The 18,998-nt window shown below is 70.7% G+C and carries 15 protein-coding genes and 1 pseudogene; 6 read left to right on the top strand and 10 right to left on the bottom strand.

The genetic code is table 11. From position 1 onward, the window contains the following. Positions 1 to 16: 16 nt before the first annotated feature. Both ACFY8O_RS26515 and ACFY8O_RS26510 read left to right on the top strand, forming a co-directional pair. On the top strand, positions 17 to 1,003 hold the full coding sequence (locus ACFY8O_RS26515; RefSeq protein ID WP_145809039.1) for an acyl-CoA desaturase: 987 nt from the start codon (positions 17 to 19) through the stop codon (positions 1,001 to 1,003). After that, the gene (locus ACFY8O_RS26510) at positions 1,000 to 1,686 is read left to right on the top strand and encodes a TetR family transcriptional regulator (protein ID WP_387906467.1); all 687 of its coding nucleotides are present in this window, start codon (positions 1,000 to 1,002) and stop codon (positions 1,684 to 1,686) included. Before ACFY8O_RS26515 ends, ACFY8O_RS26510 begins: the two co-directional genes overlap by 4 nt. A gap of 259 nt (positions 1,687 to 1,945) precedes the next feature. Here the strand turns inward: ACFY8O_RS26510 and ACFY8O_RS26505 are convergent, their stop codons facing one another. Further along, positions 1,946 to 2,746, bottom strand: a complete 801-nt coding sequence (locus ACFY8O_RS26505; protein WP_145809042.1) for a trans-aconitate 2-methyltransferase — start codon at positions 2,744 to 2,746, stop codon at positions 1,946 to 1,948. 88 nt (positions 2,747 to 2,834) lie between these two features. Here ACFY8O_RS26505 and ACFY8O_RS26500 point away from each other — a divergent pair, with 88 nt between their 5' ends. Continuing rightward, complete coding sequence (locus ACFY8O_RS26500) at positions 2,835 to 3,332, top strand: MarR family winged helix-turn-helix transcriptional regulator (protein ID WP_387906464.1); 498 nt, start codon at positions 2,835 to 2,837, stop codon at positions 3,330 to 3,332. Here the strand turns inward: ACFY8O_RS26500 and ACFY8O_RS26495 are convergent. Continuing rightward, positions 3,291 to 4,079 (bottom strand): LuxR C-terminal-related transcriptional regulator, encoded by a 789-nt coding sequence (locus ACFY8O_RS26495; RefSeq protein WP_208766074.1) that lies wholly within the window; start codon positions 4,077 to 4,079, stop codon positions 3,291 to 3,293. The genes ACFY8O_RS26500 and ACFY8O_RS26495 overlap by 42 nt on opposite strands. Positions 4,080 to 4,349: 270 nt before the next feature. On the opposite strand from ACFY8O_RS26495, the pseudogene ACFY8O_RS26490 reads away from it, so the two are divergent. Continuing rightward, positions 4,350 to 4,787, top strand: a pseudogene (locus ACFY8O_RS26490) (GNAT family N-acetyltransferase); the annotation flags it as partial. On the opposite strand, the gene galK reads toward ACFY8O_RS26490, so the two are convergent. From galK to galT, 3 genes are read right to left on the bottom strand one after another with little or no spacing between them, the layout of a single operon-like run. Continuing rightward, positions 4,777 to 5,952: a galactokinase gene (gene galK, locus ACFY8O_RS26485; protein WP_145809047.1), complete on the bottom strand. Its 1,176-nt coding sequence runs from the start codon at positions 5,950 to 5,952 to the stop codon at positions 4,777 to 4,779. The pseudogene ACFY8O_RS26490 and the gene galK sit on opposite strands and share 11 nt — an antisense overlap. After that, the gene (galE, locus tag ACFY8O_RS26480) at positions 5,949 to 6,932 is read right to left on the bottom strand and encodes a UDP-glucose 4-epimerase GalE (RefSeq protein ID WP_145809048.1); all 984 of its coding nucleotides are present in this window, start codon (positions 6,930 to 6,932) and stop codon (positions 5,949 to 5,951) included. The genes galK and galE overlap by 4 nt, the downstream gene beginning before the upstream one ends. Further along, complete coding sequence (galT, locus tag ACFY8O_RS26475; protein ID WP_387906460.1) at positions 6,929 to 7,972, bottom strand: galactose-1-phosphate uridylyltransferase; 1,044 nt, start codon at positions 7,970 to 7,972, stop codon at positions 6,929 to 6,931. Before galT ends, galE begins: the two co-directional genes overlap by 4 nt. 238 nt (positions 7,973 to 8,210) lie before the next feature. On the opposite strand from galT, the gene ACFY8O_RS26470 reads away from it, so the two are divergent. Beyond that, on the top strand, positions 8,211 to 9,881 hold the full coding sequence (locus ACFY8O_RS26470; protein ID WP_387906457.1) for a sodium:solute symporter family protein: 1,671 nt from the start codon (positions 8,211 to 8,213) through the stop codon (positions 9,879 to 9,881). Between the two features lie 14 nt (positions 9,882 to 9,895). Further along, the gene (locus ACFY8O_RS26465; RefSeq protein ID WP_387906455.1) at positions 9,896 to 10,183 is read left to right on the top strand and encodes a hypothetical protein; all 288 of its coding nucleotides are present in this window, start codon (positions 9,896 to 9,898) and stop codon (positions 10,181 to 10,183) included. 36 nt (positions 10,184 to 10,219) lie between these two features. Here ACFY8O_RS26465 and ACFY8O_RS26460 read toward each other — a convergent pair whose 3' ends face one another. The 5 genes from ACFY8O_RS26460 to ACFY8O_RS26440 all read right to left on the bottom strand — a co-directional run bounded on the left by ACFY8O_RS26460 (position 10,220) and on the right by ACFY8O_RS26440 (position 18,982). Further along, positions 10,220 to 10,912 (bottom strand): helix-turn-helix transcriptional regulator, encoded by a 693-nt coding sequence (locus ACFY8O_RS26460; RefSeq protein ID WP_387906683.1) that lies wholly within the window; start codon positions 10,910 to 10,912, stop codon positions 10,220 to 10,222. Between the two features lie 247 nt (positions 10,913 to 11,159). Beyond that, the gene (locus ACFY8O_RS26455) at positions 11,160 to 13,016 is read right to left on the bottom strand and encodes an outer membrane protein assembly factor BamB family protein (protein WP_387906452.1); all 1,857 of its coding nucleotides are present in this window, start codon (positions 13,014 to 13,016) and stop codon (positions 11,160 to 11,162) included. Positions 13,017 to 13,074: 58 nt separating this feature from the next. Beyond that, positions 13,075 to 14,892 (bottom strand): outer membrane protein assembly factor BamB family protein, encoded by a 1,818-nt coding sequence (locus tag ACFY8O_RS26450; protein WP_387906450.1) that lies wholly within the window; start codon positions 14,890 to 14,892, stop codon positions 13,075 to 13,077. Positions 14,893 to 15,226: 334 nt separating this feature from the next. After that, positions 15,227 to 17,122, bottom strand: coding sequence for an outer membrane protein assembly factor BamB family protein (locus ACFY8O_RS26445; protein WP_387906447.1), 1,896 nt, complete (start codon positions 17,120 to 17,122; stop codon positions 15,227 to 15,229). 42 nt (positions 17,123 to 17,164) lie between these two features. Continuing rightward, on the bottom strand, positions 17,165 to 18,982 hold the full coding sequence (locus tag ACFY8O_RS26440; protein ID WP_145809057.1) for an ABC-F family ATP-binding cassette domain-containing protein: 1,818 nt from the start codon (positions 18,980 to 18,982) through the stop codon (positions 17,165 to 17,167). Between the last annotated feature and the right edge of the window lie 16 nt (positions 18,983 to 18,998).

The raw sequence follows: 18,998 nt of genomic DNA, 5'->3' as shown, positions 1-18,998 counted from the left end.
CCACGGGGGACTCACCATGCCCACCAGCCCCGATCTGATCGACGACGGCCTGCCGACGGAGGCAGGCGGTCGCGTTCCCCCCTCCGCCACGCTGGGTGGCGACAAGAAGCGTTCGATCGAGCAGATCGCGCTGCTGCTGTTCATCGTGGTGCCGTTCGCGGCCCTGGTCGCGGCGGTGCCGCTGGCCTGGGGCCGCGGTGTCAGCTGGCTCGACCTGGGTCTCCTGGTCTTCATGTACTACCTCGGGTGCCACGGTGTGACGATCGGTTTCCACCGCTACTTCACGCATGGTTCCTTCAAGGCGAAGCGTCCGCTCCGTATCGCTCTGGCCGTCGCGGGTTCGATGGCGGTGGAGGGGCCGCTCGTGCGGTGGGTGGCCGACCACCGCAAGCACCACCGGTTCTCCGACGCGGAGGGCGACCCGCATTCGCCGTGGCGGTTCGGCGAGAACCTGCCGGCACTGATGAAGGGGCTGTGGTGGGCCCACATCGGCTGGATGTTCAACGAGGAGCAGACGCCGCAGCAGAAGTACGCCCCCGATCTGGTCAGGGACCCCGCGCTCCGCGCGATCTCGCGCCACTTCCTCAGCTTCACGATCCTTTCGCTGGCGATCCCGCCGCTGGTCGGCGGTCTGGTGACGTGGTCGTGGTGGGGTGCGTTCACCGGGTTCTTCTGGGGTTCGCTGGTGCGGGTCGCGCTGCTGCACCACGTGACGTGGTCGATCAACTCGATCTGTCACGCCGTCGGCAAGCGCCCCTTCAAGTCGCGCGACCGCTCGGGGAACGTGTGGTGGCTGGCGGTGCTCTCGTGCGGTGAGTCCTGGCACAACCTGCACCACGCGGACCCGACGAGCGCCCGGCACGGGGTGATGAAGGGCCAGATCGACTCCAGTGCCCGGCTGATCCGCTGGTTCGAGAAGCTGGGCTGGGCGCACGACGTGCGGTGGCCCGACGCTTCACGTATCGCCTCCCGCCGCAAGCCCGCAGCCGCCGACCCGGCATGATTGACGACGTGGCGACCGACGGAAGCACCAGCGGCGAGAAGAGCATGCCTGTCCCCACCCGGCGGGCCAGGCGGGTCCGCATGACGGGTAAGGAGCGCCGCGAGCAGCTCCTGGACATCGGCCGCACCCTGTTCGCCGACAAGGGTTTCGAGGGCACATCGGTGGAGGAGATCGCGGCGCGTGCCGGGGTCTCCAAGCCGGTGGTGTACGAGCACTTCGGCGGCAAGGAGGGCCTCTACGCCGTCGTGGTCGACCGTGAGATGCGCCAGTTGCTGGATCTGGTGACGGGCGCGCTCACGGCGGGTCATCCCCGGGAGTTGCTGGAGCAGGCGGCGTTCGCGCTGCTGGACTACATCGAGACGTACACGGACGGCTTCCGCATCCTGGTCCGTGACTCCCCGGTCGCCCAGTCCACGGGCACGTTCGCGTCGCTGATCAGTGACATCGCGACGCAGGTCGAGGACATCCTGGGCCTGGAGTTCAAGGCCCGGGGCTTCGATCCGAAGCTGGCGCCGCTGTACGCGCAGGCGCTGGTGGGGATGGTGGCGCTGACCGGCCAGTGGTGGCTGGACGTGCGGAAGCCGAAGAAGGCCGAGGTGGCCGCCCATCTGGTGAATCTGGCGTGGCACGGGCTGGAGAACCTGGAGTCGAAGCCGCGGCTGATAGGCCACCGGAAAAACTGAGCCCGGCCGCGGTGCGCGTGTGCTCACCGGGCACCGCGGCCGCCGGCCGGTGCCCCCGCAGGACGGCTGCTCCGTGGACGCCCTCTTCACGCCGCCCGGTCTCCCGCCGTACTCGGATGCGAGCGGGACCCGGTGGGCACGACGTACGCCCCGACGGGCGTCCGTCACGACCGGCTGGAGCCGGGGGTGCCGCCGTCCGCCGTCGGTCCGGACCTCTCGCCGGAGGCTCTCGGCGCGCTGTGGGGCGCGGCCGTCCGGGTCACCCGGCGGTCCTGGCCACCGCGAAGATCCGGCGGAACGGGAAGACCGTGCCGTGCGGGGCCGCCGGGTAGGCGGTGCGCAGCAGGTCGCGGTACTCGGCGAGGAAGGCGTCCCGGGCCCCGGGGTCGTCGGCGAGGGCGTCGAGGAGGGGGCGCAGGCCCGTGCCCTTGACCCAGTCGAGTACGGCGTCCTCGCCCTGGAGCAGGTGCAGGTAGGTGGTCTCCCAGACGTCGACGGTGCGGCCGGGTGCGGTGAGGTGCTCCAGGTAGGCGGCGGGGCTGTGCACGGCGTCCTCGTGGCGGAGGAGGCCTCCGAGGCGGCCGTGCCAGCGGGGGGACTCGGCGAGTTCGCGCATGAGGGTGTGACTGGGGGCGCCGAAGTTGCCGGGGACCTGGAAGGCGAGGGTGCCGCCGGGCGCGAGGGCGTCCAGCCAGAGGGGGAAGCGGGCGGCGTGGCCGGGGACCCACTGGAGCAGCGCGTTGGAGACGATGAGGTCGTACGTCTCGGTGGGGGTCCAGGTCGCGGCGTCGGCCTCGGCGAAGTCGAGGAGGGGCCCGGCGTGGGTGGTGCGGGCGCGTTCGAGCATCGGGGGCGCGTTGTCGTAGCCGGTGACGCGGGCGCCCGGCCAGCGGGCGGTGAGGACGGCGGTGGCGTTGCCCGCGCCGCAGCCGAGGTCGGCGATGCGGGGTGCGGGTTCGTGGGGCAGGGGCCCGATCCTGGCGAGGAGGTCGTGGAAGGGGCGGGTCCTGTGGTCCGCGTGCCGGAGGTACTGGTGGGGGTCCCAGGTGGGTGCGGTCATGATGGCAGGATCGTCCGCGAGATCTCTTGATGTCAAGACACTTGAATTCAAGAGACTTCATGTCGAGGGACCCTCTACACTGATCGTCATGGAGGACGAGGTCGACCGACTGGTCGCTGCATGGCGCCGTGAGCGCCCCGACCTCGACGTGGAACCACTCGAGGTGCTGAGCCGCGTCTCCCGCCTGGCACGGCACCTGGACCGGGCCCGGAGGATCGCCTTCGCGGAGCATCAACTGGAGCCCTGGGAATTCGACGTCCTGACGTCCCTGCGGCGCGCGGGCCCTCCGTACCAGCTCTCCCCCGGCCAGCTCCTCACCCAGACCCTGGTCACCTCGGGCACGATGACGAACCGCATCGACCGGCTGACCAAGAAGAACCTCGTGGAGCGGCTCCCCGATCCGAGCGACCGCCGCGGCGTCCTCGTGCGGCTGACGGAGCGGGGCCGCGACAAGGCCGACCAGTCACTCGCCGGGCTGCTCGACCAGGAGCGGGCCATCCTCGGCGAGCTCTCGTCCCAGCAGCAGTCCGAACTGGCCGGTCTGCTACGCCAGTTGACCGCCCCGTTCGACAACGTCCCCGGTTAGCCGGACCGGCCCCACCCCGGCCCGCCGGGCGAGCGCCACGGCGGCGAGGGTCGAGTGCACACCGAGCTTCCCCAGCACGTTCTGCATGTGCGTCCGCACGGTGTGCGGGGACAGGAAGAGCCGCTCCGCGACCGCCTTGCGGCCCAGCCCCGCCACCATGCAGCGCAGCACCTCGCGCTCGCGGGGTGTCAGCGACTCCACGAGCTGTTCGCTCTCGGTGCGGTGCTTACGGGCCGCGGTCAGCTCCCGGAGGACCCCGGTCAGCAGGGCCGCGGGCAGATGCGTCTCGTCGCGCAGCACACCGCGGACGACGGTCAGGAGCCGCTGGAGCGAGCAGTCCTTGGCGACCCATCCCGACGCACCGGCCTGAAGCGCCATCGCCGCCCTGCGCGGGTCGTCCTTCTCCGCGAGCACCACCGTCCGGATGTGCGGGTGTCCCGAACGGACCCCGGACACCAGCGAGATGCCGTCCCCCTGGCCGGGCCCGCCGTCCGGTGCCTCGCGCGGGGCGGGCACCGTGCGGACGCCGTTCGCGGTGAGGATGCCCAGTTCGGCGTCGACCAGCATCACGTCGTAGCGCCGCCCCTCGGCGGCGGCGCGCTCCAGACACCGCAGCGCGGCGGGACCACTGCCCGCCGCGGACACGTCGACGTCCGGTTCGGCCGCCAGCGCGGCGGCGAGGGACTCGGCAAAGATGCGGTGGTCGTCGACCACCAGAACCCGGATACGCGCCACAGACACCCCCATGCTGTGTGATCTCCTGGGGCACCCCGTGGACGGCCGGCCCCGGCGAGGACGGACCACGGCGGATGCGACGCCCGGAGCACTCCGGTGAACCGCAGGCCCACGACCGCCGCCGTGCGCCGGCCGCCACCCGCCCCGGGCGTCGCATCCGACTGTCTCGTCCCCTGAAACGACACCGGCCCCCACCGGTGCTGTGCATCAGCGTACGGCGGGCGATGGGCGGCGGAAGGCGATTCGCAGAACTGACCATCCGAGGTGTTTAGGGTGTTGTGCATGTTCCGTCTTGAGACAGAAGTAGACAAGGAACGACGTATTCTGCTGGGCCGTCGGCTGCACGAGGACAACTGGGAGGGATCACCGCGGCTGCGTGCCCTGCACTCCACCCCGGCCGAACACGAACTGCCGCTGGACATATGGCTGCTGGACGACCAGGGCGAACTGGCCGGTGGTCTGAGCGGACGGACCTGGGCCTACTGGCTCCATGTGGACCTGCTCTGGGTGGATGGCCGCCACCGCGGCCTGGGCCACGGTGCACGGCTGCTCGCCGAGGCGGAACGCCTCGCCCGCGACGACCGCTCCTGCACCCGGTCCCGGCTGGAGACCTGGGACTTCCAGGCCCCTGGCTTCTACCGGAACCAGGGGTACGAGGTGGTCGGCGCGATCGAGGACTATCCGCCCGGCGTGGTGGAGTTCATCTTCGTCAAGCGGCTGGAACCAGCCGCCGGCCACCCGCCGAGGGAACGGCGGGGAAGACTCCTGGGGTGGCGTAGCCGGCGGAGGTGAAGGCCTCCGTCACGGCCTTGGCGACGGTGTCCGCCATCGCCTCCTCCACCAGCACGATCGCCGAGCCGCCGAAGCCGCCCCCGGTCATCCTGGCACCGAGCGCCCCGGCCGCGTTCGCCGCCGAGACGACGAGATCCAACTCGGCGCAGGAGACCCGCAGATCGTCGCGGAGCGAGACGTGTCCCGCGTTGAGCACCGGGCCCGCGGCCCGTACGTCCCCCGCGTCGAGCAGCGCGATGACCTGCTCCACGCGGTGGTTGTCGCTCACCACGTGGCGGACGTAGCGCACGACCGACTCGTCCTCGCCCGACGCCCGGAGCGTGTCCAGCGCGGCGTCCAGACCCTCGTACGGAAGGTCGCGCAGGGTCCCGATGCCGAGCGCCCGGGCGCCCGCCTCGCAGCCGGCCCTGCGCTCCGCGTACGCGCCGTCGCCCAGGGCGTGCTTGACCCGGGTGTCGACGACCAGCAGCCGCAGCCCCTGCGCGGCCAGGTCGAAGGGAACCTGGCGCACGGTGAGATCGCGGGTGTCCAGGTGCAGGGCGTGGCCCTCGGTGCAGCACGCCGAGGCCATCTGGTCCATGACACCGCAGGGCACACCGACGAAGGCGTTCTCGGCGCGCTGGCCGAGCACGGCGATCTCCGGTGCGCTCAGGCCCAGTTCGAACAGGTCGTTCAGGGCGAGCGCGGTGACGACCTCCAGGGCGGCCGACGAGGAGAGGCCGGCGCCGACGGGCACGGTCGAGGTGAGCTGGATGTCCGCACCGGTGACCGGGTGCCCGGCCTCGCGCAGCGCCCAGACGACACCTGCCGGGTAGGCGGCCCAGCCGTGGCCGGAGTGCGGGGCGAGCTCGTCCACGCGCAGGGAGACGACCCCGCCCGGCACGTCCGTGGAGTGCAGGCGCAGCTGTCCGTCCGTGCGGCGGGAGACGGCCGCGCGGGCGTGGTGCGGGAGGGCGAGCGGCATGACGAAGCCGCCGTTGAAGTCGGTGTACTCACCGATCAGGTTCACCCGTCCGGGTGCTGCCCAGATCCCTTCGGGGGCGGTCCCGTACAGCTCGGTGAAGGAGGCGGTCAGCTCGGCGTTGTCGGTCATGGTGCGGTGGGCTCCTCTCGGCGGGCGAACGTCCACGCGTCGGCGACGATGGCGGCCAGGTCGGGGCGGGACGGCTTCCAGCCGAGCCGCTCCCTGGCGGTGGCCGCGGAGGCGACGAGGACGGCGGGGTCGCCGCCGCGCCGGGGGGCCGCGGTCTCGGGGACGGGGTGGCCGGTGACCTGGCGGACGGTCTCGATGACCTCGCGCACGGAGAAGCCGTTGCCGTTGCCCAGGTTGCAGATGAGGTGCTCACCCGCGGTGGCCGCCTCCAGGGCCAGCAGGTGGGCCTCGGCGAGGTCGGCGACGTGGATGTAGTCGCGTACGCAGGTGCCGTCCGGGGTCGGGTAGTCGTCGCCGTAGACGGAGATCGTCTCGCGCTGCCCCAGGGCGACCTGGAGGACGAGCGGGATGAGGTGCGACTCGGGGCTGTGGCGCTCGCCGCAGCTGCCGTAGGCGCCCGCCACGTTGAAGTAGCGCAGGGAGACGGCTGCCAGGCCGTGGGCGGTCGCCTCGCCGCTGATCATGTGGTCGACGGCGAGCTTGGAGGCGCCGTACGGGCTGGTCGGCGCGGTGGGGTCGGACTCCGTGATGGGACTGGAGACCGGCTCGCCGTAGGTCGCCGCGGTGGAGGAGAAGACCAGGGTCCGGACCCCGGCGTCGCGCATCGCCGCGAGCAGGGCGGTCGTCCCGCCGACGTTGTTGACCCAGTACTTCTCCGGGTCGACGACGGACTCGCCGACCTGGGAGTACGCCGCGAAGTGCAGCACCCCGTCGTACGAGGCGTCGAGCCAGGTGGCGGCGTCCTGGATGCGGCCCTCGACGAACTCGGCACCCTCGGGGACGCCCTCGCGGAATCCGGTCGACAGGTCGTCGAGGACGGTCACGGTGTGACCGGCCTCCAGCAGGTGCGCGGCGACGACACTGCCGACATACCCCGCACCACCCGTCACCAGGTACTTCTTGCCGGTGCTGCTGCTCATTCGCTCGCTACCTCTCGCAGTCGCTGGGCCGCGGCCTCCGGCGGCACGTCGTTGATGAACGCGCCCATGCCGGACTCGGAGCCCGCGAGGAACTTCAGCTTGCCGGAGGTCCGCCTGATGGTGAAAAGCTCCAGGTGCAGCCCGAACTCCTCGCGGCCGGGCGCCTTGAAGGGGGCCTGGTGCCAGGCCGAGATGTACGGGGTCGGCGGCTCGCCGGGGCCGAAGATCCGGTCGAATCGCCTCAAGAGTTCCAGATAGATCTGTGGGAACTCTGTGCGGGCGCCCGCGTCGAGCTCCCGCAGGTCGGGCACACGGCGGCGCGGGTGGAGGTGCACCTCGTAGGGCCAGTGCGCGGCGTACGGCACGAAGGCGACCCAGTGCTCCCCCTCCAGGACGACGCGTTCGCCGTCGGCCAGCTCGCGGGCGACGACGTCGTCGAAGAGGTTGCGGCCGGTGCCGGCGCGGTGGCTCTCCATCGACCGCATCATCTGCTCGGTGCGCGGGGTGACGAAGGGGTAGCCGTAGATCTGCCCGTGCGGGTGGCCGAGGGTGACGCCGATCTCGGCGCCGCGGTTCTCGAAGCAGAAGACCTGGGCGACCTGGGGGAGCTCGGCGAGGTCGGCGGTGCGGTCGGTCCATGCCTCCAGGACCAGGGCGGCCTGTTCCTCGGTGAGGCCGGCGAAGGAGACGTCGTGGTCGGAGGTGAAGCAGACGACCTCGCAGCGGCCGGAGTCACCGGCGAGGGACGGGAAGCGGTTCTCGAAGACGGCGACGTCGTAGGCGGTGTCGGGGATCTCGCTGAGGCGCCCCTCGCGCGAGGGGCAGAGCGGGCACTCGTCGGCCGGGGGGTGGTACGTGCGCCCCTGCCGGTGCGAGGCGATGGCCACCGAGTCGCCGAGGAGCGGGTCGCGGCGGATCTCCGACGACGTCGAGACGGCGTCCAGGGGCCGCAGGTCGACGGCGTCGCGGACGGTGTCGTCGGCCGAGTCGTAATAGATCAGCTCACGGCCGTCGGCGAGGGTCGTAACCGTCTTCTTCACCAGGCTCCTCCATGTAACGCCCTCAAACAGAACCGCACATAACAAATCACAAGTCAACACGGCACGTCAATGGCGACGATTCCTGTGGACATGCCGGGCGCAGGGGCGGGCGGATCGGGACATTTTCCCCGCGTGCGATCACGATCAAACAAAGAACGCCACTCAACCTGTTCATTTTCTGAACACAAAGGCGTAGGTTCCGACGGGTTCAGTTCGCGCAACGAAGCGAGTACCCCCCATGCACTATCTGGCCGAAGGGCTCCGGCTCCCCACGAACGGGCTCGATTACACAATTCTGGCGATCTACTTCGTCGTGGTGCTCGGCATCGGCTTCGCCGCCCGGGCCAGCGTGAAGACGAGTCTCGACTTCTTCCTCTCCGGCCGGTCCCTGCCCGCCTGGGTGACCGGTCTGGCCTTCGTCGCGGCGAACCTCGGGGCCACCGAGATCCTCGGTATGGCAGCGACGGGCGCGCAGTACGGCGTCGCGGTCGTCCACTGGTACTGGATCGGCGCCATCCCGGCCATGGTCTTCCTCGGCCTGGTGATGATGCCCTTCTACTACCGGTCGAAGGTCCGCTCCGTACCGGAGTTCCTGCTCCAGCGCTTCGACAGGTCGGCGCACCTGCTGAGCTCCGTCCTCTTCGCCTTCGCGGCGATCCTGATCGCGGGCGTGAACCTCTACGCCCTGTCGATCGTCGTGGAGGCGCTCCTCGGCTGGCCGCAGTGGGTCGCGATCGTCGTCGCGGGGCTCTTCGTCCTCGTCTACATCACCATCGGCGGCCTCTCCTCGGCGATCTACAACGAGGTGCTGCAGTTCTTCGTCATCCTCGCCGCCCTGATACCGCTGACCCTGCTGGGCCTCAAGCGTGTCGGCGGCTGGGACGGGCTCAGCGGCTCGCTGGAGAAGCAGCACGGCACGGACTTCATGTCCGCCTGGGGCGGCACCGGCATCGGTGACGCCAACCCGCTCGGCGCCAACTGGCTGACGATCATCCTCGGCCTCGGCTTCGTCCTGTCCTTCGGCTACTGGACCACCAACTTCGCCGAGGTGCAGCGCGCCCTGTCCGCGAAGAACCTGTCGGCCGCGCAGCGCACCCCGCTGATCGCGGCCTTCCCGAAGATCTTCATCGTCTTCGCGGTGATGATCCCGGGCCTGGTCGCCGCCGCGGTCGTTCCCAAGATCGGAACCGCCGGTTCGGACCTCACCTACAACGACGCCATTCCGCTGCTGATGCAGGAACTCCTGCCCAACGGCGTGCTGGGCATCGCGGTGACGGGCCTGCTGGCCGCGTTCATGGCCGGTATGGCCGCCAACGTGTCCTCGTTCAACACGGTGTTCACCACGGACATCTGGCAGCGGTACGTGAAGAAGGACCAGCCCGACGCGTACTACCTGCGCTTCGGGCGGCTGATCACCGCGGTGGGCGTGCTGGCCTCGATCGGCACGGCGTTCATCGCCGCCAGCTTCTCCAACATCATGACGTACCTCCAGACGCTGTTCTCGTTCTTCAACGTCCCGATGTTCGTGGTCTTCATCATCGGCATGTTCTGGAAGCGCGCCTCGATGAAGTCCGGTGTCTGGGGCCTCGTCGCGGGCACCACGGCCGCGATGGTGAACTACTTCGTCATCTACAAGCAGGGCATCATCGACATCCCGTCCGACCAGGGCGCCAACTTCGTCTCCGCCATCGTCGGTTTCGTGGCGGGCGCGGTCGTGATGGTCGCCGTCACCCTGTTCACCGCCCCCAAGCCGGAGGCCGAGCTGGCCGGTCTGGTCTACGGGACGGAGTCCCCGGACGCCGACGAGGCGCCGGAGGAGGGCGACGACGCCTGGTACCGCAAGCCGGCGCTGCTCGGCTGGGGTGCCATCGTCCTCGCCACCCTCTGCTACCTGCCCTACTCGCTCTGATCGGAGGCATCACCATGTCCGACCTGCACAAGGAAGTCTCCGAACTGGAGCGCACGTCCGCGACCGCGGCCCGGCTCTTCGACATCCGGCGGATCATCGGCGGTCTCTTCGTGGTCTACGGAGTGATCGTCACCATCGCCGGGATCGACCCGTCCGAGGCCGACCTGAAGAAGGCCGAAGGCGTCCACATAAACCTGTGGACCGGCCTGGCCATGCTGGTGCTCGGGCTGTTCTTCCTGATCTGGATGAAGCTGCGCCCGGCCCAGGTGCCCGAGGAGGTCGCCGGCACGCCGGAGAGCTGACCGGCCCGTCGGCAGGGGGGCCGGACCGTCACGCGTTCACGCGAGACCGTCCGGCCCCTGCGGCGTTCCGGCCGCCCTGTCCAGCAGCCCCGTACGCGCCGCGAGTGCCGCGGCCTCCAGCCGGGAGCCGACGCCCAGCTTCATCAGCACCCGCTGGACGTGCGTGCGCGCGGTGCTGGGCGCGATGCCCATGCCCGCGGCGATCAGCCGGGTGTCCTCGCCCTCGGCGACCCGCACCAGCACCTCGACCTCGCGCGGGGTGAGCATCCGCAGGAGCCGCTGGCCCTCGTCGTCCGGCTGGACAGCGGGGTGCAGGAGCTCGGAGAACGCGCCCCGCAGCAGCTGCGGGGCGACCGCCGCCTCGCCCGCGCGGGCCTTGACCATCGCGCGTTCGACGCCCTCGATGCGCTCGTCGTGGCGTACGTAGCCGGCCGCCCCCGCGGCGAAGGCGGCGGCGATCCCGCGCGGGCTCGGCACCGGGCCGAGCACCACCACGGCCACCTGCGGGCGCTCCCGCCCGATCCGCACGATCGGGTCGAACACTCCGGGTTCCGAGGGAGCGGCCGTGCCGAACAGGCAGACCTCCGGCGCCCTGCTGACGACGAGTTCCGCGGACCCGGACGTGGGCGCGGCAGAGGCGAGCACCCTGTGCCCCCGCAGTTTCAGAGCCGAGGCGAGTGCCTCGGCGAGCAGACGGTGGTCATCGACCACCATGAGCCGCACGCCCATCGAGATAGCCCCCATGTGTACAGCGCCGTACCGCTGCGCAAAACCTGATCAGGCCCCCCGGCCCCTCTGACCCGGCAAGTTACACGCTTGTTCGACGTCGTGCGCCCCCTACCGGGCAGAAGCCCCCCAGAATGCCGAATTCTGCGCCATTCAGGGCTACTTGCACGACAGAAAGCGATCGGCCCTGCCGGTCGGAAGATCGACCGGCAGGGCCGTGGCCGCTCCCCGTGAACCGGGGGGCGAGTCGTCAGGAGGTGGTGAACGAGACGACGAGGTACTGCTTGTCGTCCAGCGAGCCGGAGCTCTTGCTGGGCTCGCTGATCATCTTCTCCGAGATGAACAGCCGGCCCTTCTCGTAGAGGAACTCCGCGTAGTCGGTGGAGAAGCTGGTCTCCGCGTCACGGACCGTCTCGTCGTCGGGGTTGACCATCAGGACGGTCTCCTTGAAGGAGGAGCCGTCGATGGAGACGATCTGGCCGCCCTTGTCGTACGGGGGCCGCTTGTAGGCGATGACGTTCGTGCCGTCCATGCGCAGCGGGGTCAGCGTGTAGCGGTCGCCCGCGTCCGCCTTGCCGCCGACGAGCTTGCCCGTGGTGAGGTCGAAGGCCACGATCTCGTTGGTGTCCCCGTACTCGCCGCCGCCCTCGTGCTCCTCGGTCGGCACGTACAGCCTGTTGTTGCCGACGGCCACGGAGCTGCACGTCTCGACCTCGGTGGAGCCGCACTCGGCGGCGTACTTGTCCGCGTCGGCGGAGATCCGGACGAGGAGCTTGCCGGTCTTCGCGTCGATGGAGAAGAAGTCCGAGATGCCACTGCCGTCACCGGCGGTGTCACCGACGTCGGCCGCGACGACGAGCGGCTTGGTGGAGACGATGCTCGCGTACTCCACGCCGGCCGGCATCTCGTACGAGGAGAGCGGTGCGCCGGTGGTCGGGTTCAGCGCCTGGATGGTGAGCTGCGGTTCGTCGTAGCTGCCGCACCTGCGGACCACGGCGAGGGCTTCGCCGCCGCCGTATCCGCGGTCCGAGCAGTTGTTGGTGTCGGTCTGCGGCTTCCAGAGCTCGGCCCCGTCGGCCAGGTTGAACGCCGCGCCGCCGCTGGTGCCGCCCGCGGCCACCGTACTGCCGCTGAGCGTGACCTCGTTGAACCTGATGGGCTCGTCGCCGCTGGACGCGGAGGTGACCGACTTGCTCCAGATCAGCTTGCCGGTGGCCAGGTCCAGCGCGCCGACCTTGTTGCAGGAGGGGTACTTGTCGGCCGCGGTCGGCTTGCCCTCCTCGAAGACGACGGCGGTCTTGTAGTCCTTGCTCATGTGCCGGGACGCGGCGCAGACCTGGCCGGCCAGCGGGATCGACCAGAGCTTGGTGCCCTTGGCGACGTCGTAGCCGACGATCTCGTTGACGCCGGTCTTCACGTACGCCTTGTCGGTGACCCAGGAGCCGTCGACGGTCGTGGTGTCGGTGACCTTCGGGTGCGGGAGCTGGAAGCCGACCTTGGACGCGGTGTTCGCGGGGGCCTTCTCGCTGCCGCCGCCCAGGCCCTCACCCTCGCCGCCCTTGCCCTCGCCGCCGCCGGTGGAGCCCGCGGAGGAGGCCTCGTCCTGCTTCCCGCCGTCGTCGCCGCTGGAGGCGTAGATGACTCCGCCGCCGACGATCAGCACCACGGCGACGGCCGCAGCGACGATGATCTTCATCTGGGTGCTGAACTTCTTGGGGCCGCTCGGCTGCGGCGCGCCGTACTGCGGCTGCATGGGAGCGGTCGGGTAGCCGTAGCCCTGCGGCATGCCGGGCTGCCCGGGAGGCGGACCCTGCGGGAAGCCGTAGCCGGGCTGGGTGGGCGGCTGCCCGGGGGGCGGGGCCTGCGGGTAGCCGTACGCGGGGTTCTGCTGCGGCTGGCCGGGCGGAGGCGTCGGGCTGCCGTAGCCGCCGGCCGGAGGGGGCGGCGGGGTGCCGTAGCCACCGGCCGGAGAGGTCGGCGGCGCGGCCGGGGGCTGCTTGCCGAACGGGTCGGCGGGAGGCGGGGTGGGCGCGCCGAATCCACCGGGCGGCGGGTCCTGCGGGGCGCCGAACCCGCCCTGGGGCGGTTCGCTGGGCGGCTGGGTCATGGCGTACGTACCTCTGCGGGGTCTGAGAAGGAGGGGCTGCGGTTGCCGGGCCCGGGCGTCACTTGCCGAAGGCCATCATGGTCGTCTGCTCTTTCTCCTCCTCGTCGTTGCTCGCGCTGACGCGGTCGCTGACGATGAAGGAGCGGCCACCCACGTACGCGATCTTGGACGAGAAGAAGTTCTCGATCTGCGTCGTCGAGTCCGGGTGCTGGAGCAGCACCTTGGGCGCGCCACCGGTGGGTGCGATCGTCGCGATCGCCCCGCCCTTGTCGTAGGACGGCTCCAGGTAGACGAGGACGTTGCCGCCCTCCATCCGGAGCGGCTTCATGGTGCGCTCGGCGGGGGCCGCGGCCTTCCACTTGGGCTTGCCGGTGTTCAGGTCGAAGGCGATGACCTTGTTGGTGCGGCCGGTGCCGCTCGTGTCGTCCTCGGTCATCATGTAGAAGGTGTTGGCGTCGGCCGCAATGCCGGCGCACCCCTCCAGCTGCTGCCCGAAGATGGCGAAGTCGTGGCCGCAGTCGACGGAGAACTTGTCCTCCTTGTCACCGACCAGCTGGGAGCGGAGCGTTCCGTTCTCCTTGAGCGCGAGGATGGACCACTTCTTCTGCTCGGACTGGGTCAGCGAGACGACGAGCGGGCTCACCGAGTAGACCTTGTCGACCTCCCAGCCGCGCTTGGGGGTGTACGTCCACTTGGCCTTCCCCGTGGTGGGGTCGACCTCCTGGATCCGGTGCTGCGGGTTGGCCGCGTCGTCGGTGCGGCAGCTCGACGCGGAGATCAGCTTGGGACCGCCGGCGAAGGCGAACGGCTGGCAGTTCCCCGACGGCTTGCCGAACAGCTCCTTGCCGTCGCTGACCCGGTAGGCGTTGGAGTTGCCGGTACGGCCGACGGTCACGGTGTCACCGCTGATGGCCAGGCCGATGTCCGACAGCATGTCCCAGGTGCCGTTCTGGGTGACCGACTTCTTCCAGCCGGCCTTGCCGGTGTTGAGGTCGATCATCTGGAGGTCGGCGCAGTCGGCCTTGTCCGTGGTGCCGTTCTTCACGCCGATGACGACCTTGCCGTCGGCGGTCGCCGTGGCGGGTGCCGCGCACATGTCGGCGGGCAGCGCCAGGGTCCACTTCTTCTTCCCGTCGGCCACCGAATAGCCGGTGACCGAGCGGTACATGCCCTTGACGAGGGTGTCCCCGACGATCCACGGGCCGTACACGTCGGCGCCGTTGCGCGGCAGGTCGACGTCGTTCGTCGTCAGCCAGAGGACCTTGGCCTCGCCGGCCTTGCGCCCGGCGTTGAGGTCGTCGTCGGCCTCGCGGCCGTCCCCCTTGCCGTCGCCCTGGTCGACGGTGGGCGAGGCGCTCGGGCCGGGGGCGGCGCTGGTCGACCCGGCGACGGGCTTCTTCTCGTCGTCACCGCCGCTCGTGGCGAGGAAGATGCCGCCGCCCACGACGAGGAGCCCAGCGAGCGCCGCGGCGACGACGAGCGCGGGCTTGCCCTTGAAGGGACCGCCGCCGGAGCCGCCCGGGGTGGGTGCGCCGGGGTACTGCTGCTGCGGATAGCCGTACCCGACGGTCGGCTGCTGGCCGTACGGGCCGGGCTGCTGCGCGTAGGGGCCGGCCGGGGCGCCGTAGGGCCCTGGCTGCTGCGCGTACGGGCCGGGGGTGGCCTGGCCGGGCGATTGCGGGTAGCCGTAGCCGGGCTGAGCCCCGGGCGCCTGCGGATAGCCGTAACCGGGCTGGGTGGGCGGGGGCGTGGGCGGCATCTGCGGCGGGGCCGCCGGTGGGGTCGGCGGCTGCTGGGGTGGCTGAGGAGTGCCCTGCGGGTCCTGCGGAGCCCCGAAGCCCCCCTGCGGCGGTTGCTGGCTGGGCGGCTGGGTCATCAGCACGTCCCCCTTCGTGCGGTCCGGTGCCCGGTCCGGTCTCCCCCGCGATTCCGCTGGGCTCAGAGGTCAGGTGCGAGACATCTCTGAATTCCCCCCGGAAAGGAGCGAATCGGGCATGGCTTCCGCGGCTTTAAGACAGTCGAGCGGGGCTTCTTTGTACCACCCGCACCGGCGTGGCACCGGCTCGGTCCATCCCCTGTTCCCAAGGGAGAACCGGCCCGTGATGCCCTCGTTACGCGCCTGTCCGGGGGCCGCCGGGGCCCTTCCCGCCGACGTTCCGTCAAGTCCACCCACTGAGGGCCGATTTCAGGGAACACCCCCGGTCCGGCCGCTATTCGCCGTAGACGAGCACGGCGGTGGCCGCCTTCTCCTCCTCGTCCTCGTCCTGGCTGATTCTCTGCGGCAGCAGATAGGAACGGCCCTCGCGGTAGGCCACCTTCGGTACGAAGAGCGAGCTCTCCGTCCCGGCGGCCGAAGCGGGGTGCTTCAGCAGGGTCGCGTAGGTCCCCGAGGACGGGGCGAGGGTGCCGATCTCGCCGCCCCCGCGGTACACGGCCTCCACGTGGACCAGCACCTTCCCCTTCTCCATGCGCAGCGGGAACATGAGCCGCCCGGCCGGAGCGGGCGCCTTCCACACGGACTTCCCGGTGGCCAGGTCGAACGCGACCACCTTGTTCGTCTGCGTCTTCGCGCCGTCCTCGGGGAGGGTCGACAGATAGAACCTGCTCGCGTCCGCGGCGACCCCCGCGCAGTCGTCCAGATTGCTGCCGGTCTCCACGGACTCCTCGCCGCACCGGACGCCGTAGTCCTCCTCGCCCACCATCTGCGAGCGATAGGTCCCGTCGTCGTTCAGGACGACGACCGCCCACTTCTCCGGCTGCTTGATCGAGATGACCAGCGGGCTCGTGGAGTAGACGTGGGCGACCGACCAGCCGGCCTTCAGCTCGTACGTCCACTTCGGCGCTCCGGTGACCGGGTCGACCTCCTGGACCTGCTGGCGGACCGGGTCGGCGGGTTCGGCCTGACAGCTGACGGCAGCGATCATCCGGGGGCCGCCGGTGAACGCGAAGGGCTGGCAGACGCCTTCACGCTTCCCGAAGAGCTCCTTCCCGTCGCTGACCCGGTAGGCGTTCGACGCGGTGTTGCGTCCGAAGGTGACCGTGTCCCCGCTGATGGACATGGCGACGTGCGAGAGACCGTCCTGCAGGCCGGAACGGTCGACCGTCTTCTTCCAGCCCGCCTTGCCGGTCCGCAGGTCGATCATCTGCAGGACGGAGCAGGACGCCTCCGACTCCGAGACGTTGTCCTCGATGCCGACGACGACCTTGCCGTCGGCCGTGGGGGCGGTGGGCGAGGCGCAGAGGTCGGTGGGCAGCGCGAGACTCCACCGCTCGGCCCCGTCGTCCACCGCGTAGCCGGTCACCTTGCGGTACATGCCCTTGGCGATGACGTCCCCGGCGAACCAGGGGCCGTGCGTCTCCTCGCCGTACTGCGGGAGGTCGACCCCGTTCTCCTGGAGCCAGGCCACCTTCGCCTCGCCCGTCTTCCGCCCGGCGTTGAGCTCGGCGGCCGTGGGCCCGGCGAAGGTCTCGTCGTCGGAGGTGGGTGGGGCGGTGGGCTTCTTGCCGTCGTCGCTCGGGCCGGCGACGGGCTTCTTCCCGCCTCCGTCGTCGCCCGTGGCCAGCCAGATCCCGCCGCCGGCCAGCAGGAGCGCGGCGAGTACGGCGCCGAGGAGCACGCCGGGCCTGCTCCGGAAGCGCCCTCCGCCGCCGGGACCGCCCGTGGCCGGGGGCGCCGCGGCGGTGGGGGGCTGCGGCGGGTAGCCGTACCCCGGCTGCTGCGCGTACGGGCCGGGCTGCTGCGGATACGGCGGGGTGTAGGGGACGGGCGGCGAGGGCTGCCCGGGCTGCGGGGCATAGGGACCGGGCTGCGGGGGCTGCTGGCCGTACGGGCCGGGCTGCTGGCCGTACGGGCCGGGCTGCTGGCCGTACGGGCCGGGCTGCTGGCCGTACGGGCCGGGCTGCTGGCCGTACGGGCCGGGCTGCGGGGGCGGGAAGCCGTAGCCCGGCTGCGGCGGCGGGGCCGTGTCCGGCGGGGGATCGTACGGAGCCCCGAAGCCCCCCTGCTGCGGTTGCTGCTGACCGGGCGGCTGGGTCATCAGCACGTCCCCCTTCGTGCGTTCGCGTCCGGTGCCCTGGAGCGGGCAGGGCTTCTTTGTACCACCCATGCACCACCCGCCCCACGGGCAACTACGGTCACGCCAGGGGGATCACGCGTCCTCGGCCAGCTCCAGCCAGCGCATCTCCAGCACATCGCGCTCGGCCACCAGCTCGCGCAGTTCGGCGTCGAGCTTGGCGACCTTCTCGAAGTCGGTGGCGTTGTCGGCGATCTGGGCGTGCAGCGACGTCTCCTTCGTCGACATCTTGTCGAGCTGCCGCTCGACCTTCTGCAGCTCCTTCTTCGCCGCACGCGCGGCCTGCGGCGAGACGGTCTCGGCCGGCGCCGCCTTGGGCGCCGAGGATCCGGCGAAGGACGCGGGCGTCGCCGTCTCCTCCATGCGCTGCCTGCGCTCGATGTACTCGTCGATGCCGCGCGGCAGCATCCGCAGCGCGCGGTCGCCGAGAAGCGCCATCACCTTGTCCGTGGTGCGCTCGATGAAGAACCGGTCGTGGGAGATCACGATCATCGATCCCGGCCAGCCGTCGAGGAGGTCCTCCAGCTGGGTCAGGGTCTCGATGTCCAGGTCGTTGGTGGGCTCGTCGAGGAAGAGGACGTTGGGCTCGTCCATCAGCAGACGCAGGATCTGGAGCCGGCGCCGCTCGCCACCGGACAGGTCACCGACCGGGGTCCACTGCTTCTCCTTGGCGAAGCCGAACTGCTCGCACAGCTGGCCCGCCGTCATCTCGCGGCCCTTGCCGAGGTCGACGCGGTCGCGCACCTGCTGGACGGCTTCGAGGACGCGCAGGTTCTTGTCGAGCTCCGCCACCTCCTGGGAGAGGTAGGCGAGCCGGACGGTCTTGCCGACGACGATCTTCCCGGCGGCCGGCTGCACGTCACCCTGGCTGCGGGAGGCCTCGGCGAGCGCCCGCAGCAGCGAGGTCTTGCCCGCGCCGTTCACACCGACCAGGCCGATGCGGTCCCCGGGGCCGAGCTGCCAGGTGAGGTGGGTGAGCAGGGTCTTGGGCCCGGCCTGGACGGTCACGTCCTCCAGGTCGAAGACGGTCTTGCCGAGACGGGCGTTGGCGAACTTCATCAGCTCGCTGGTGTCACGCGGGGGCGGCACGTCGGCGATCAGCTCGTTGGCCGCCTCGATGCGGTAGCGCGGCTTGGACGTACGGGCGGGTGCGCCGCGCCGCAGCCAGGCCAGCTCCTTGCGCATCAGGTTCTGCCGCTTGGACTCCTCGGTCGCGGCGATCCGCTCCCGCTCGGCCCGGGCGAACACGTAGTCGCTGTAGCCGCCCTCGTACTCGTGGACACTCCCGCGCTGGACGTCCCACATGCGGGTGCAGACCTGGTCCAGGAACCACCGGTCGTGGGTGACGCAGACGAGGGCGGAGCGGCGGGCGCGCAGGTGGCCGGCCAGCCAGGAGATGCCCTCGACGTCGAGGTGGTTGGTCGGCTCGTCGAGCACGATCAGGTCCTGCTCGGCGATCAGCAGCTTCGCCAGCGCGATCCGGCGCCGCTCGCCGCCGGAGAGCGGGGCGATGACGGTGTCCAGGCCGTGCTCGAAGCCGGGGAGGGCGAGACCGCCGAAGAGCCCGGTCAGCACGTCACGGATCTTGGCGCTGCCCGCCCACTCGTGGTCCTCGAGGTCACCGATGACCTCGTGCCGGATCGTGGCTTGCGGGTCCAGCGAATCGTGCTGGGTGAGGACGCCCAGGCGCAGCCCGCCGTTGTGGGTGACCCGGCCGGTGTCGGCCTCCTCCAGCTTGGCCAGCATCCGGATGAGCGTCGTCTTGCCGTCGCCGTTGCGGCCGACGACGCCGATCCGGTCGCCCTCGGACACCCCGAGGGATACACCGTCGAGCAGGGCACGGGTGCCGTACACCTTGCTGACCTGCTCGACATTGACCAGATTGACGGCCATTTCACTCCTGCCTCGG

Source organism: Streptomyces argenteolus, from assembly GCF_042902585.1.
GTDB lineage: Bacteria > Actinomycetota > Actinomycetes > Streptomycetales > Streptomycetaceae > Streptomyces > Streptomyces argenteolus.
This window is presented reverse-complemented; position numbering and strand designations above follow the sequence as displayed.

Coding starts and splice junctions, on each gene's coding strand:
- ACFY8O_RS26470 (WP_387906457.1), top strand. CDS start 8,211: ATGCACTATCTGGCCGAAGGGCTCCGGCTCCCCACGAACGGGCTCGAT.
- ACFY8O_RS26505 (WP_145809042.1), bottom strand. CDS start 2,746: ATGACCGCACCCACCTGGGACCCCCACCAGTACCTCCGGCACGCGGAC.
- ACFY8O_RS26500 (WP_387906464.1), top strand. CDS start 2,835: ATGGAGGACGAGGTCGACCGACTGGTCGCTGCATGGCGCCGTGAGCGC.
- ACFY8O_RS26440 (WP_145809057.1), bottom strand. CDS start 18,982: ATGGCCGTCAATCTGGTCAATGTCGAGCAGGTCAGCAAGGTGTACGGC.
- ACFY8O_RS26460 (WP_387906683.1), bottom strand. CDS start 10,912: ATGGGCGTGCGGCTCATGGTGGTCGATGACCACCGTCTGCTCGCCGAG.
- ACFY8O_RS26450 (WP_387906450.1), bottom strand. CDS start 14,892: ATGACCCAGCCGCCCAGCCAGCAACCGCCGCAGGGGGGCTTCGGGGCT.
- ACFY8O_RS26465 (WP_387906455.1), top strand. CDS start 9,896: ATGTCCGACCTGCACAAGGAAGTCTCCGAACTGGAGCGCACGTCCGCG.
- galE (WP_145809048.1), bottom strand. CDS start 6,932: ATGAGCAGCAGCACCGGCAAGAAGTACCTGGTGACGGGTGGTGCGGGG.
- ACFY8O_RS26510 (WP_387906467.1), top strand. CDS start 1,000: ATGATTGACGACGTGGCGACCGACGGAAGCACCAGCGGCGAGAAGAGC.
- galK (WP_145809047.1), bottom strand. CDS start 5,952: ATGACCGACAACGCCGAGCTGACCGCCTCCTTCACCGAGCTGTACGGG.
- ACFY8O_RS26455 (WP_387906452.1), bottom strand. CDS start 13,016: ATGACCCAGCCGCCCAGCGAACCGCCCCAGGGCGGGTTCGGCGCCCCG.
- ACFY8O_RS26445 (WP_387906447.1), bottom strand. CDS start 17,122: ATGGGTGGTACAAAGAAGCCCTGCCCGCTCCAGGGCACCGGACGCGAA.
- ACFY8O_RS26515 (WP_145809039.1), top strand. CDS start 17: ATGCCCACCAGCCCCGATCTGATCGACGACGGCCTGCCGACGGAGGCA.
- ACFY8O_RS26495 (WP_208766074.1), bottom strand. CDS start 4,079: ATGGGGGTGTCTGTGGCGCGTATCCGGGTTCTGGTGGTCGACGACCAC.